At 65.8% G+C, this 13,962-nt stretch carries 11 protein-coding genes; 8 read left to right on the top strand and 3 right to left on the bottom strand.

The annotated features are described in order from the left end of the window. The first annotated feature begins 30 nt into the window (after positions 1–30). On the top strand, positions 31–1,728 hold the full coding sequence (gene mtrB / locus G6N54_RS12245; RefSeq protein WP_163790382.1) for an MtrAB system histidine kinase MtrB: 1,698 nt from the start codon (positions 31–33) through the stop codon (positions 1,726–1,728). Then, a complete protein-coding gene (lpqB, locus tag G6N54_RS12240; protein ID WP_232073685.1) occupies positions 1,728–3,539 on the top strand; it encodes an MtrAB system accessory lipoprotein LpqB in 1,812 nt (603 codons plus the stop codon). The genes mtrB and lpqB overlap by 1 nt, the downstream gene beginning before the upstream one ends. 3 nt (positions 3,540–3,542) lie before the next feature. Here the strand turns inward: lpqB and G6N54_RS12235 are convergent, their stop codons facing one another. Both G6N54_RS12235 and G6N54_RS12230 read right to left on the bottom strand, forming a co-directional pair. Continuing rightward, positions 3,543–4,604, bottom strand: coding sequence for a class I SAM-dependent methyltransferase (locus tag G6N54_RS12235; protein WP_163790381.1), 1,062 nt, complete (start codon positions 4,602–4,604; stop codon positions 3,543–3,545). Then, positions 4,588–5,964, bottom strand: a complete 1,377-nt coding sequence (locus G6N54_RS12230) for an FAD-binding oxidoreductase (RefSeq protein ID WP_163790380.1) — start codon at positions 5,962–5,964, stop codon at positions 4,588–4,590. The genes G6N54_RS12235 and G6N54_RS12230 overlap by 17 nt, the downstream gene beginning before the upstream one ends. 274 nt (positions 5,965–6,238) lie before the next feature. Between G6N54_RS12230 and G6N54_RS12225 the strand changes: the two genes are divergently transcribed. Together G6N54_RS12225 and G6N54_RS12220 are read left to right on the top strand one after the other, a co-directional pair. Continuing rightward, complete coding sequence (locus G6N54_RS12225; protein WP_163790379.1) at positions 6,239–7,276, top strand: AraC family transcriptional regulator; 1,038 nt, start codon at positions 6,239–6,241, stop codon at positions 7,274–7,276. 84 nt (positions 7,277–7,360) lie between these two features. Beyond that, the gene (locus G6N54_RS12220; RefSeq protein WP_163790378.1) at positions 7,361–8,443 is read left to right on the top strand and encodes an AraC-like ligand-binding domain-containing protein; all 1,083 of its coding nucleotides are present in this window, start codon (positions 7,361–7,363) and stop codon (positions 8,441–8,443) included. Here G6N54_RS12220 and G6N54_RS12215 read toward each other — a convergent pair. Further along, complete coding sequence (locus G6N54_RS12215) at positions 8,377–9,336, bottom strand: AraC family transcriptional regulator (RefSeq protein WP_163790377.1); 960 nt, start codon at positions 9,334–9,336, stop codon at positions 8,377–8,379. The two genes, G6N54_RS12220 and G6N54_RS12215, sit on opposite strands and share 67 nt — an antisense overlap. A 229-nt stretch (positions 9,337–9,565) precedes the next feature. Here G6N54_RS12215 and G6N54_RS12210 point away from each other — a divergent pair, with 229 nt between their 5' ends. The 4 genes from G6N54_RS12210 to G6N54_RS12195 are packed head-to-tail and all read left to right on the top strand — an operon-like array spanning position 9,566 to position 13,840. Beyond that, complete coding sequence (locus G6N54_RS12210) at positions 9,566–10,453, top strand: Crp/Fnr family transcriptional regulator (RefSeq protein ID WP_163790376.1); 888 nt, start codon at positions 9,566–9,568, stop codon at positions 10,451–10,453. Next, positions 10,446–11,468, top strand: coding sequence for a nitronate monooxygenase (locus tag G6N54_RS12205; protein ID WP_232073684.1), 1,023 nt, complete (start codon positions 10,446–10,448; stop codon positions 11,466–11,468). Before G6N54_RS12210 ends, G6N54_RS12205 begins: the two co-directional genes overlap by 8 nt. A 2-nt stretch (positions 11,469–11,470) precedes the next feature. Then, positions 11,471–12,190, top strand: coding sequence for an SDR family NAD(P)-dependent oxidoreductase (locus G6N54_RS12200; RefSeq protein ID WP_163790375.1), 720 nt, complete (start codon positions 11,471–11,473; stop codon positions 12,188–12,190). A gap of 15 nt (positions 12,191–12,205) precedes the next feature. After that, positions 12,206–13,840, top strand: coding sequence for an FAD-binding protein (locus tag G6N54_RS12195; RefSeq protein ID WP_232073683.1), 1,635 nt, complete (start codon positions 12,206–12,208; stop codon positions 13,838–13,840). The last annotated feature ends 122 nt before the right edge of the window (positions 13,841–13,962 follow it).

The following is a 13,962-nucleotide window of genomic DNA, read 5'->3' as shown; positions in this document are numbered from 1 at the left end:
ACGTCGTCGCGATGATGAGGAGCGCCGCCATTGATTTGGGGCTCGCGGCGACGTATTCACGGTCACCGCTGGGGGCGCACCGGCCCCATGACTCGGGGCATGAGTGCGTTGAGTCGAGCCGTCGGCATTGCCTGGCGCCGTTCGCTGCAACTGCGAGTCGTGGCATTGACTCTCGGGTTGTCGTTGACGGTGATCCTGGCGCTCGGCTTCGTGCTGACCAGTCAGGTCACCAACCGGGTTCTTGACGTCAAGGTCAAGGCGGGCGTCGAGCAGATCGAACGGGCCCGCACGACGGTCGGCGGGATCGTCAACGGCGAGGAGACGCGCTCGCTGGACAGCAGCCTGCAGCTGGCCCGCAACACGTTAACGTCGAAAACCGATCCGTCCTCCGGTCCCGGTCTCGCCGGTGCGTTCGACGTGGTGCTGATCGTGCCGGGCGACGGCCCGCGCGCTGCGACGGCTGCCGGGCCGGTCGACCAGGTGCCCGCCTCGCTGCGCGGCTTCGTGAAGGCCGGGCAGGCGGCCTACCAGTACGCGACGGTGCACACCGAAGGCTTTTCCGGACCGGCACTGATCGTCGGCACGCCGGCGTCGTCGCAGGTAGCCAACCTGGAGCTGTATCTGATCTTCCCGCTGGCCAGTGAGCAGGCCACGATCACGCTGGTGCGCGGCACGATGATCACCGGTGGGGCGGTGCTGCTGGTGCTGCTCGCCGGGATCGCCCTGCTGGTATCGCGGCAAGTGGTGGTGCCGGTGCGCTCGGCGTCGCGGATCGCCGAACGGTTCGCCGAGGGGCATCTGTCCGAACGAATGCCGGTGCGCGGTGAAGACGACATGGCACGGCTGGCGGTGTCTTTCAACGACATGGCCGAGAGTCTGTCGCGCCAGATCACCCAGCTCGAAGAGTTCGGCAACCTGCAGCGGCGGTTCACCTCCGATGTCAGCCACGAACTTCGTACACCGCTGACCACGGTGCGGATGGCCGCCGACCTGATCTACGACCACAGTTCCGAGCTCGACCCCACCCTGCAACGCTCCACGGAGTTGATGGTCAACGAACTCGATCGCTTTGAGACGCTGCTCAACGATCTGCTGGAAATCTCCCGGCACGACGCCGGTGTCGCCGAATTGTCGGTGGAGGCAGTGGATCTGCGCACGACCGTGCAGAGCGCGCTGGGCAATGTGGGCCACCTTTCCGAGGACGCCGGCATCGAGCTGCTGGTCGACATGCCCGCCGAAGAGGTGATCGCCGAGGTCGATCCGCGGCGAGTGGAGCGGATTCTGCGCAATTTGATCGCCAACGCCATCGACCATGCCGAGCACAAACCGGTGCGGATCCGGATGGGCGTCGATGAGGACACCGTCGCCGTCACGGTCCGCGACTACGGAGTGGGGCTGCGGCCCGGCGAGGAGAAGCTGGTGTTCAGCCGGTTCTGGCGCTCGGACCCGTCACGGGTACGGCGCTCCGGCGGGACCGGGCTGGGCCTGGCGATCAGCGTCGAGGACGCCCGCCTGCACCAGGGACGGTTGGAGGCGTGGGGTGAACCCGGTCGGGGCGCCTGCTTCCGGCTGACGCTTCCGTTGGTGCGTGGCCACAAGGTCACCACCAGTCCGTTGCCGATGAAACCCATCCCGACGCCGGCGCCCCCGGCGGGGGAGCCCGGGCAGCAGCAGCCGGTGGGCACGGAGCGGCCGCGCCAGCATGAGCACGCCGAGTGGAGCCTGTGATGCGGACGCTGGATTGCCCGACTTCTCAGCGGGCGATCTCGGCCCGCATCGTCGTCGGGCGCAAGCTCGTCGTCGCGCTGCTGGCGGCGCTGCTCGCCGGGTGTGCTGGGGTGCCGAGCACATCGGCGCCGCAGGCCATCGGTACGGTCGAGCGGCCCGCGCCGTCGAATCTGCCCAAGCCGACCCCCGGCATGGATCCCGACGTGTTGCTCCGCGAATTCCTCAAGGCCACAGCCGATCCGGCCAACCGGCATCTGGCGGCGCGGCAGTTCCTCACCCAGTCGGCATCCAACGCCTGGGACGACGCCGGTAGCGCACTGCTGATCGACCACGTGGTGTTCGTCGAAACCCGTGGCGCCGAACGGGTTTCGGCGACGATGCGGGCTGACATCTTGGGTTCGCTGTCCGATATCGGGGTGTTCGAGACGGCCGAGGGCGTGCTGCCGGACCCGGGCGCGATCGAGTTGGTCAAGACATCCGGCGGCTGGCGAATCGACAAGCTGCCCAACGGTGTTTTCCTGGACTGGCAACAGTTTCAGGCCACCTACAAACGCAACACGCTGTACTTCGCCGACCCGACCGGTAAGACGGTGGTGCCCGACCCGCGCTACGTTGCGGTCTCCGACCATGATCAGCTGCCCACCGAACTCATCTCCAAGCTGTTGGCCGGACCCCGGCCCGAGATGGCGCACACAGTACGCAACCTGCTCGCCCCGCCCTTGCGGCTGCGCGGGCCGGTGACCCGGGCCGACGGCGGTAAGAACGGGATCGGGCGCGGCTACGGTGGGGCGCGCATCGATTTGCAGAAGCTGTCGACCACCGACCCGCACAGTAGGCAATTGCTTGCCGCGCAAATCATTTGGACGCTGGCCCGAGCCGACATCCGGGGGCCCTATGTGATCAATGCCGACGGGGCCCCGCTGGACGACCGGTTCGCCGAAGGGTGGACCACCTCCGACGTCGCCGCCACCGACCCCGGCGTGGCCGACGGAGCCGGCGCGGGCCTGCACGCCCTGATCAACGGATCGCTGGTCGGATTGGACGGGCAGCGGACCAGCACGGTGCCCGGCGCTATCGGCCGGATGGGCGACCAGACGCTGGCCGCGTTGTCCCGCAGCGGACGGCAGGTGGCGTCCGTCGTGACCCTGCACCGCGGCGCCCCCGACATGGCGGAGTCACTGTGGATCGGTGATCTCGGTGGCGAGGCGGTTCAATCCGCCGACGGACACAGCCTGTCGCGTCCCAGTTGGGCCCTGGACGACGCGGTCTGGGTGGTGGTGGATGGTAATAACGTGCTGCGGGCCATCCAGGAGCCGGCATCTGGGCAACCCGCGCGCCTTCCGGTGGATTCCGGGGCGTTGGCGAGCAAGTTCCCGGGGCCGATCACCGACCTGCAACTGTCCCGCGACGGCACCCGGGCCGCGATGGTGATCGGCGGCGAGGTCATCCTCGCGGGTGTCGAGCAGACCCAGGCCGGGCAGTATGCGCTGACCTATCCCCGTCGGTTGGGTTTCGGGCTGGGCAATACGGTGGTGTCCCTGTACTGGCGCACCGGCGACGACATGGTGGTCACCCGCAACGACCTCGCTCATCCGGTCTCGTACGTCAACCTCGACGGGGTGAACTCCGATGCTCCCGCGCACGGTTTGCAGATTCCGCTGACCGCGATCGCGGCCAACCCGTCGACCGTCTACGTCGCGGCTCCGCAAGGCGTGCTGCAGTATTCGGCGTCGGCGTCGGAAAGTCAGCAGACGTGGTCGGAGGTGCCGGGCCTGATGACCGGTGGCGCCGTCCCGGTGCTGCCGGGTTAGCCGCTAGATCTTCGTCGCGATCTGTAAGCCGACGTCGCCGCCGCTCAAGGTGATCGGGTCGGCGGACGGCTGCAGTCCTGCAGCACGCTGCCAGTCCGCGGAGTCACGTGTTGTCCATGTGCCGGAGCGGCTGGTCGACCCGAAGTACAGTTCGTTCAGAGCAGCGAATTCGCTTGCACTATGCCCTGTTTCGAGACGCAGGGGCTCGATAACCGCGAGGACGCCGCGTGGCCGCAGGGCGCGCCCCAATCGCCGGATTAGCAGCGCGTTCTCCGCGGCGCTGAAGTGTCGTGCGAGATTGCACAACAACACCACGTCGTAGGTCTTGACACCGAAACCATGCGTCAGCGCGTCGGCTTCGAGGTGGACGACGCGAGCACCCAGGTTCTCGGTGGCCAACAGCGGCGCCGCGGCCCTGACGGCCTCGGGCACGTCCAGGACTACCGAGCGCAACTGGGAATGGCGCCGGCACAGGGCAACCGAGTAACGTCCGTGCGCGCCGCCGACGTCGATCATGTCGGTGGCGCCGCCCGGCACCGGGAGGAACTGCGCGACCTCGTGCGCGATCACGCCGGCCATTGCCCGCATGGACCGCAGGTAATGCGCCCATTGCACACCGGTCATGGTCTGGTGCAGCTCGAGCGGGATACCGGTACGCACATAGTCTTCGACGTGCATCATGAGCTCCCACTCGTCGAACGCGAAGAGCACCGCATCGACCATCGAGCGAGGACTTTCCGACAGCAGCCAGGTGCGCGCGGTCTGAGCCAGCGCGTACCGGCCTTCGCGGTACAGCAGGTAGCCGGACCCGGCGAGGGCGACCAGCAGTTGCCGCGTCGCGAACGTGTCCGTTCCGCACCGCTCGGCGACCTCGGCCGGCGTCGCCGCCTGCTCGCTCAACGACTCGAAAACGCCAAGTTTGGTTGCCGCCATGATCGCGCGTGCACGGGCGAATGCGAAGTGGGTTTCGAAGATTGGTAACGGTAGTTGGCGTGACGCCAGCGCCTTCCATTCGGCCGGGTCGTCCGGGATCATGCCCAGGTGCACGTCAGGTTTGCCGTTCAATCATGTTGGCGGGGAGAATATTTGGGTTGCTGTTGAAGATGTTGTCAGGAGCGTAGGCGGCCTTGATAGCGGCCAGTCGCTCGTATTTACCGTTTCGGTAGGTCTCGCGCACCCGACCATCGTCGTCGTAAGCCAAGAAATTCGAGTAGACCCCTCCGCTATGAAAGTTGGATGTCGTCGCGAAAGTCTCTCGTGCCCATTCGATATGGGGGCGACCGTCGTCGCCTGGTGCCCATCGAGTGAGCACATTGAGAAAGTGATCGGCGTGGCGATCCGGAAAAGCGGTGTCGCTTTCGCCCAGCCGGTCCTGCGCGCCATGCTGATAGGAGACCTCCAACACCGACATCGCCGAAGGAAGTCGCTGCGCCGAGTCGATCAACGCGCTGACGCAGTCACCGGTGATTTCACCGAGGTAGCCGCCTTTGGTGTAGTTGCAGGCGCCGGGACCGAGCAGGCCGTCGTTTACCGATTGCAGTTCGACGAACGGTATCGCTTGGATTCCCGTGAACGCGTGCGGAGCGCCGCTCCACAGATGTTCGTTGATCGATCGGGCGTCGGCGGGATTTCCGGTCCACACGCTTACCCTCGCACACACCGGCGCGTCGACGAGCTCGTCGGGCACTCCCGGCTCAGTGAAGGCGCGGCGCAAGTACAACACGACCTTCAGGTCATCGGGAGCGCGCCGCATCACCTGGTCGTAGTGGGCGATCGCATCGGCCGCATTATCCAGGCTATAGAATGCGGTGCCAACGGGAAGCGGTTGGGCGACAACGTGTGCTGCAAATTCGAACTCCATTACGACGCCGAAGTTGGTTCCTGCGCCACGCAGGCCCCAATACAGATCGGCATTCTCATTCGCGCTGACTTGGACCACCCTGCCGTTGGCCAAGACCACTCGAGCCGAAAGCAGATTGTCGCAGGTGAGGCCGTACTTGCGGCTGAGCCGACCGGTCCCACCGCCGAGTGCCAGCCCGGCCACACCCGTCTCCGACATCACGCCCGCTGGCGTTGCAAGACCGTGGATCTGGGTAGCCCGGTCCATATCCGCTATCAGGCAGCCGCCACCGACGCGTACCGTGCCGGCGTCTGGGTCAACGCTTACCTCGCACATCCGGCTGAGATCGATGATCGGGCCGCCGTCGATCATGGAATGCCCTGCGACACTGTGGCCGCCGCCTCTGACGGTCATCCCGATAGCATGCTCACGGGCGAATTCTATTGCGGCGATGACGTCGCCGTCGGCCCGGCAACGGACGACCAGCGCGGGGTATCGGTCGATCATCGCGTTCCAGACACGACGCGCTTGCTGGTATTCCGTGGATAGACAGTGCACGATGTCACCGTCGATCCGAGCATCCAAGGTCGCGAGCTGATGATCCGAAAAGCGCTGAATAGGAACTGATTCAGCGTGGGTCATAGGAAGGCTTTCGGTTTCGACGAGGGGCTTCTCGGTGCGATACCCAGGCTAGACCGTAGGGATGTGCCCACAACCGGGCTAGCCTAAACACGCAACGGATTAGCCGGATTGCGCACGGCCCCCAGGGCGGCATGGCGCGACCTCGGCCAGCAACGTTAGCTTGTTTGCACGCGGGTGTGTAAGGGGCATCAGTGGATTCGTGGAGGGAGGCGATCGAATGACGGAATTACCCACGGCCGACGCTTCGGATGTGCACATTTGGAAGCCGGCTCGGACGTTCGACGACTTTGCCCTGGTGTGCTGCGGCCGCGCCCACACGCATCTGCTGAGCGAGCCCGAATCGCTTTCGCTGTGTCGTCGGGTGGGTCGAATCGGTGCGGCTACCGTTTCCGAAGTCGCTCTCGGGTCCGAGATGGCGCTGGACGCCGGCGAGGTATGCGGGGCGTATCGAGTCGTGGTGATGCGCGCGGGACGCACCGAGTCCGCATATCGGGGTCTCTCAATGGCGGGTGGACCCGGTGCGGCCATGGTATATCCGCCGCAGGGTCGCGTCTTGGGGAAATGGAGTGCCGGAAGCAATTTCGTCTCGTTCAAACTCGAACGTTCGGCCGTCGAGGACGCGCTCAGCGATGCACTCGGTTGGCAGGTGATGTCGCAGCCTGATTTCGCGCCCGTCATGTCCACCGAGTCGGCCGCGGCACGAAGCTGGATCAACATGATGGCGCTTTTCAGAGATCAGGTCTTTCGGGTCGACAGTGTGCTGAATCAACCCCTGGTCGGACTGCCGTTCGTCGACAGCCTGGTCCGCGGGTTTCTACTAGCCGTGGATCACCCACACCGCGACGCGCTCGCCAAAGACGTCCGGCTGTTCGCGCCCCGCGCGATTCGTTCCGCGATCGAAATCATCGAAGAAGAAGCGCATCTGCCGTTGACCCTGTCCTCGATCGCGACTCGCACCCACATCAGCGTCCGCACGCTGCAGCAGGGATTTCAGCGTCACCTGGACACTTCGCCGATGGCATATTTGCGCGAGGTCCGGCTCCGGCGAGCGCATCAGGCGCTGCTGCGGTCGGACCCGTCGCAGGTGACCGTTGCATCGGTCGCGTACCGATGGGGTTTCACCAATCTCGGCAGGTTCGCCGCGGCCCACTCGGCCCGCTACCGCGAGACGCCGACGGAGACCTTGCGCCGCAGGGCGTTCCACCGCCTCACCGCCGACGAACGGGTTCATGTCAGAACCGCGCGGCGGTGTTAGGTTCGGCCTCCGAGCCGGGAGGAACTTTGACCTGGCCGGATCGCAGGGCAAGAGCACTATCGTGATCGAGTGGGAGGTGGCCGGGTGACCGCAGAAGACAGCGCTTGGGTCGCGGTGCGCTCAGTCGACGACTTCGCCGCGCTACGCACCGGCCGACCTGATTCACCGTGTCGTTGGTGGCCCGAAATCGGACCGACCGTCAACGCCGATTCGTTTTCGTTCACGCACCGGGCGCGTCGTCTCGGTCCGATTACTGTGCTGGACATCGATTTTCACGATGACGTGTGGGTGAACGGCGGCGACATTCGTCCGCACTATCACGTCACTGTGCCGATCGCGAGGTCTTCGGCCGTCGGCGCCGGCCGTCGTTCGATCGTCTCGAAACCCGGTTCGGTCGGGGTCTATCGGCCGGAGGGCAGGGCCGGTATCTGTCGTTACACCGGCCGGATGCTGGCCGTGATGATCGATCGGCAGGCCGTCGAGGACGCTCTCGCGGGCGCGCTGGGACGTTGTGTCAGTTCCCAAATCGACTGTCAGCCCGTCATGGTGACCAGGCACCAGGCCGTCCGCAGCTGGATCACGATGGTGTCGCTGTTCGCCGAGCAGCTGTTCGAACCGGGCAGCCCGCTGCAGCAGCCGGCTGTCGGGTTGCCGTTCGCCGAGAGTCTGGTTCACGGCCTGCTGCTCGCCACCGATCACTCATACCGGGCCGCATTGGAAGCCAAGGCGGCCGAGCCGGAGCCGCTCGCGGTCCGGGCCGCGATCGACGTCATTGAAGCCGAGGCGGACCAACCGTTGACGGTCTCGGTGCTGGCCGAGCGCAGCTATGTGAGCGTTCGCACGCTACAGCAGGCGTTCAGCGATCATCTCGGTGTCACGCCGATGGCGTATCTGCGCGAGGTCCGGCTGAGCCGGGCGCACCAGATGCTGCTGGAGTCCGATCCGGGCGCGTTACCGTGGCCTCGGTCGCCTACCGCTGGGGGTTCACGAACCTCGGAAGGTTCGCGACCGCGCACAGCGCTCGTTACGGCGAGTCTCCCTCGGAAGCGTTGCGCCGCTGCGCATAAGGGCATTGCGCAAGCCCGTCCCTCTGCGCAGCCTTACTGCCTGTCCCTGGGCGCACGGAATCCTGTGCGGCGTAGAGTAACTGAAGGGGCTTCGCCATAGCTCTCGATGTGTGCAGTGGCGAATCGTCCCGGATTCGTGAAGCCCCAGCGGTAGGCGACCGAGGCCACGGTGACCGAGGAAGGGTCCGAGTCGAGCAACATCTGATGTGCCCGGCGCAGCCGGACGCGACGCACATACTCCATCGGTGAAGAATCCAGATGACTGCGAAAGCCCTCCTGCAGCGACCGGACGCTGACGTGGGTACGCGCCGCCAGCTCCGACACCGTCAGCGGCAGATGTGCCTCCGCATCGATGATTTCGAGTGCGGCGTGGATGGTGCGCGGCGCGGGCCGGGGTCCGTCTTCGGCGACGGCATCGCGATCGGGGTGGTCGGCTGCGACCAGGAATCCACGAATCAGGCTGTCGGCGAACGGCAATCCAACCAGTGGCTGATTGAACAGGCTGTCGGGCCGGGCGATCTGCTCGTAGAGGAGCAACAGCATGCTCACCCAGCTGCGGCCTACCGCGGTCGTGGTCGAGATGACCGGTGCGAGGTCGATCTGCGAGGTCACCTGCCGGCCCAGCGTGTCGCTCATTGCATCGTCGACGACGCCGCGGTCGAGCTTCACGCCGAGCATCCGGGTGCCTGCCATCCATCGTGCCGCGGTTTCGCCTTCCGGTTGGTACACGGCAACCGTGCCACGCCCGGCGCGCCGGGAGGAACCTCGGTGCGTTGACTCGAATTGGCCCGATTGCAGCACATTGACGCGGTAGCCGCTGCACCGCTCACCGCAATCCAGTGACACGTCCGTCCGGACGGCGAGTTGGGAGAGGGTCACCGGACCGACCCCACCCGCCCGCTGCCCGAGCGAAAACGAGTCCGGGTCGCTGCGCAACGTGAGGTGAGGCTCTTGGCAGCAAAGGGTGGCGAATTCGTCGAACGTATTCGCCATCGTCCATGCGGTGCCATTAGACAGGGCAGCCGGGCGCCGATTGGTCATGCGTCCGCGAGGCTACGCTCACTGTCGGCCACGGTCAGCCGGGACTTCTCTCGCTTGCGCGTTCCGGCGGGAATTCTGCGCATCACGGCCCGCGGCCGTTTGCCGGACCGCTACGCAATCTGTCCCGCGGGCCGCGCACGGTGGCTACTGCGTTTGCGTTGGCCCGCATAGCGTTAACGGCGTGAATAGTCCACCCGCGATCGCCCTGACGCCTATCCTGATGGTGGTGGCGTTGTTGTGGTGGGAGACGACGAGTCCGATCGGGTTGACGTTCGGCAAGCAGCGGCACGACGGAAAGGCGTTGGGCGTAGCGAGCTCAACCGAAGCCGAGCAAGCCGTCCCGACGCCGCGCTTGGAGCATGGTGACGCACACCAAGCTCTGATCGCATCCGGAATATTCAGCAGGACCGGTGCCGAAGTGGTTGCCGCCTTGGCCAAGGAGCTGCAACCCCAGCGCTTCCCACCGGGTCGGTTGATCGGCGCTCAAAGTGGCTTCGGGGGATTTGTGTACGTGATCATCTCCGGCAAAGTAAAAGTCTCGTACCAGCGTTTCGGCCGAGAAGAGATCGTCCTGAAGATTCTGGGTCCGTCGGAAATTTTCGGTGCCATGACGCTTTTCGATCCGGAACGGCAAGACATGAGCACGACCACGCTCACCGATGTCCTGGCGGTGCCGATTGCCCGCGATCGGATCCTGACATGGATGGTCGAACGCCCCGAGGTATGCGATCAGGTGCTGCGGTTGTTCGCGCGCTGGGTAAAGGCGATGACTGACTCGTTGGTCGACTTCGGGTTGGCCGATGCGCAAGGCCGCATCGCGAGCCGGCTGCTGTTGTTGCGGAAACGGTTTGGCCAGCAGGACGGTGGCGTCGTGCGGGTGGTGCACAACCTCACCTGTGCCGATTTCTCTCGGCTCGCCGGGGTCGATCCGGAGACGATCTGCGCGACGTTACGCGGATTCGCGGCCAACGGCTGGATCCGGTTGGAGGGCGACAGCATCGTCATCGTCGACGGGCACGCTCTTAGTGAGGTGCGGCAGGTAAGTATGGGGGAGGATTGCGGTGTTTGATCGATTTGCGTTGGGGGATTTGAGTGTTCGAGTGCTCGGCGCGCCCATGGCCGGCGGCCCGTCGACACCGGCGCTGGCGGCCGCCGTTTCCAACGGAGGCGGTTTGGGATTTCTTGCGGGGGGTCTGGTGTCCGCCGAGGAATTGGCCGACTCGATCCTTGCGGCACGCAGACTGACGTCGGGGCCACTGGGAGTGAATCTATTTGTGCCCCAGCCTCGAGTGGCCACTACCGACGAATTGGCTGCGTTCGCGACGGCCCTCGAGGACGATGCCGAGTACTACGGCGTAGCGCTGGGCGAGCCGCGCGATGACGACGACGAGTACGCCGCGAAGCTCGACGTGGTGTGCGATCTGCGACCGGAAGTCGTTTCCTTCACTTTCGGCTCGCCGGGTGAAGTCGCGTGCCAGCGCCTCAGTGACGCCGGCATCCTGAGCCTTGCGACGGTGACCACGGTACGAGAAGCTTTGATCGCCGTCAGCTTTGGCGTCACCACGGTGGTGGCGCAGGGGCCCGACGCGGGTGGGCATCGGGCCACGTTCGACCCCATCGCGACACCACCGGCCGACCCTCTCGACGATCTGGTCTCGGCGCTGGCCGCGTGTTTCGACTGCCCGGTCGTCGCGTCCGGAGGACTGGGAACTCCCGCTGCCGTGCGGCGGGCGCGGGATGCCGGTGCGGCCGCGGTGCAAATCGGCACGGCGTTGCTACTCGCGGATGAAGCCGGAACGAACCCGGTGCACCGTGCCGCAGTGCGCGATCCGCAGTTCACCGAGACCGTGGTGACGCGAGCGTTCACCGGACGGCCCGCACGCGCGTTGCGCAATCGATTCATCGACAAGCACGAGGCGCACGCGGTATGCGGATTTCCCCATGCCGCCATGATTACCGCCCCCATTCAGTCGGCCGCGGTGAAGCTGGGCGACCCACACGGCGTCGGGATGTGGACGGGTGTGTCGTTCCGCAACGCGCGTACGGGCTCTGCCACCGACATCGTCCAAGAGCTGGCGGGCTGATCATGGGATCCGGGGACCAGAAAGTCGCCATCATCACCGGCGCCTCACGCGGAATCGGTGCCGGTCTGGTCGAGGCATACCGCAAACGCGATTACCGGGTGATCGCGAACTCACGCACCGTCGAGGAGTCGCCCCATCCCGAAGTCGTCGGCGTCGCAGGCGATATCGCCGACCCGCGGACTGCCGAGCGGATCGTCGACGTGGCACTGGCACGGTTCGGCCGGGTCGACACGCTGATCAACAACGCGGGCGTGTTCATCCCGAAACCCTTCACCCTCTACACCGACGACGACTATGCGCTGGTCGCGGCGGTGAATATGGCAGGCTTCTTCGGGATCACGCAACGCGTCGTCGCCCAGCTGCTCGCGCAAGGCGGCGGAGGCCATGTCATCAACGTCACGGCCACGCTGGCCGAGGAGGCGCACACCACCGTGCCGTCGGTCCTGACGGCATTGACCAAAGGTGGCCTGATCGCGGCGACGAAATCGCTGGCCATCGAATACGCCTGCAACGGAATTCGATTCAACGCAATATCCCCCGGTGTCGTCGACACGCCCATGCACACCGGCGTAGATGCGGCCACCATATATGCCGGGATGCACCCTTTGCACCGGATCGGCACCGTCGGCGACATCGTGCACGGTGCGTTCTATCTCGAGATGGCCTCCTTTGTCACTGGCGAGATCCTGCACATCGACGGCGGCCAGAGCGCCGGCCACTGAGGGATCGGAGCGAGCGTGATTGTTCCTGACGACAACAGCTTCGACGTCGTGATCGTCGGCTTCGGCGGGGCAGGCGCGTGCGCGGCCATCGCTGCTGCCGAACGGGGTGCGCGGGTGCTCGTGGTGGACCGCTCGGTGGGCGGAGGTGCCACGACCTTGTCTGGGGGAGTGGTGTATTCGGGCGGAGGCACGCGCTACCAGCGACTGGCGGGCTACGAAGACACCCCGCAGAACATGTTCAACTACCTGTGCCAGGAGGTGCACGGCGCGGTCGATGAGCAGACACTGCGCACGTTCTGCGACGGTAGTGTGCGACGGCTGTCGTGGCTCGAGCGTCACGGCGCACGGTTCGCGGGGCCGTTGTGTGACTACAAGACGTCCTATCCGACCGACCGGCACTATCTGTACTTCTCCGGCAACGAACGTGCCTACCCCTACCGCCTGCACGCCACCCCGGCTCCGCGTGGACACCGGCAGGTCGCCAAGGGCATGGCCTCCGGCCGCGCGTTGTATCGGCCGCTGCGCCGGTCCGCCGAGGGGCTGGGCGTGCAGTTCCTGCCGCTGACGAGCGCCGAGGAAGTGATGATGGCAGGCGGGCAGGTGGCGGGGCTGCGCTGTCGCACCGTGACCGACTTCAATCCGCTTTTGCTGCAGCACTATTGGCGCACCACGCGATTGCGGGACAAGCTGACGAATTGGGCTCCCACCGTCGCCCGGGTGCTTCCCACCGGCGCGGCGCGATTGTGGCGACGGACAACCGAGCTGATGGTCGGCGCGCCGAACGTGATCTTGGCCGCCGGTGGATTCGCGTTCAACCGCGACATGCTGCTTCGCTACGCACCCGCTTTCGCGGGCATCACTCCGCTGGGAACACAGGCCGACGACGGTAGCGGCATCAAGCTCGGGACGGGGGTCGGCGGAGCGACCGGGCACCTGGACAGCGTGGCGGCGTGGCGGTTCTTGAGCCCGCCCGCGGCGATGCTGGAGGGCATCACCGTCGGAGTCAGCGGCGAACGGATCGCCAGCGAAGACCTCTACGGTGCCACCCATGCCGACGTGATGGTGCGCAAGTTCGGCGGACACGGCTTTCTCATCCTAGATTCCGCGACGTGGAAGAGGGCGCGCGCTCAACTGGCGGACCAGACTTCGCCGCTGCAACGGCTGCAGATGTCCTTTCTGATCACAGCCGGACATCGCAAGGCGGAGACGATGCCCGAACTCGCCGCGGCGCTGGGAATTTCACCGTCTGGCCTGACATCCACCGTGGCGGCTTACAACGATGCCGCCGAAGCGGGCCGCGAAGATCCCGCGCACAAGGCGCCGACGCTGTGCCGGCCGCTGCGATGCGGGCCGTACTACGGCATCGACATCTCCGTTCGGCCCTCGCTGGCCCACTTCGTCCCGGGCATGACGCTGGGTGGCCTGCGGGTGGACGGGCCCAGCGGCCAGGTGCTGGATGAGGCGAGTTCCCCGATTCGGGGGCTCTATGCCGCGGGCCGGACCGCGGTAGGCGTCTGCTCGAACTCCTACGTCAGCGGACTGTCGCTGGCGGACTGCGTCTTCTCGGGTATCCGCGCGGGCCAACACGCCGCCGTCAGCAGCCGCCTGGGGATACGCGAATTAGACAGGGGAGCAACGGGTATCGACTGATTCGTCGTTGCGGATGGCTATGCCGGGGCCGAGGTCTCCAGGCCGATGCGGTCCCATTCCTCCCAGCCGGTGATCCTGTCCTGATAGACGTTCTTCACGATCGGCAGCATCGTGGAGCCGAA

The organism is Mycobacterium stomatepiae (genome assembly GCF_010731715.1).
GTDB lineage: Bacteria > Actinomycetota > Actinomycetes > Mycobacteriales > Mycobacteriaceae > Mycobacterium > Mycobacterium stomatepiae.
Note: the sequence above shows the minus strand (reverse complement) of the source record. Positions and strands in the feature narration are given on the sequence as shown.

Coding starts and splice junctions, on each gene's coding strand:
- lpqB (WP_232073685.1), top strand. CDS start 1,728: ATGCGGACGCTGGATTGCCCGACTTCTCAGCGGGCGATCTCGGCCCGC.
- G6N54_RS12225 (WP_163790379.1), top strand. CDS start 6,239: ATGACGGAATTACCCACGGCCGACGCTTCGGATGTGCACATTTGGAAG.
- G6N54_RS12215 (WP_163790377.1), bottom strand. CDS start 9,336: ATGGCGAATACGTTCGACGAATTCGCCACCCTTTGCTGCCAAGAGCCT.
- G6N54_RS12200 (WP_163790375.1), top strand. CDS start 11,471: ATGGGATCCGGGGACCAGAAAGTCGCCATCATCACCGGCGCCTCACGC.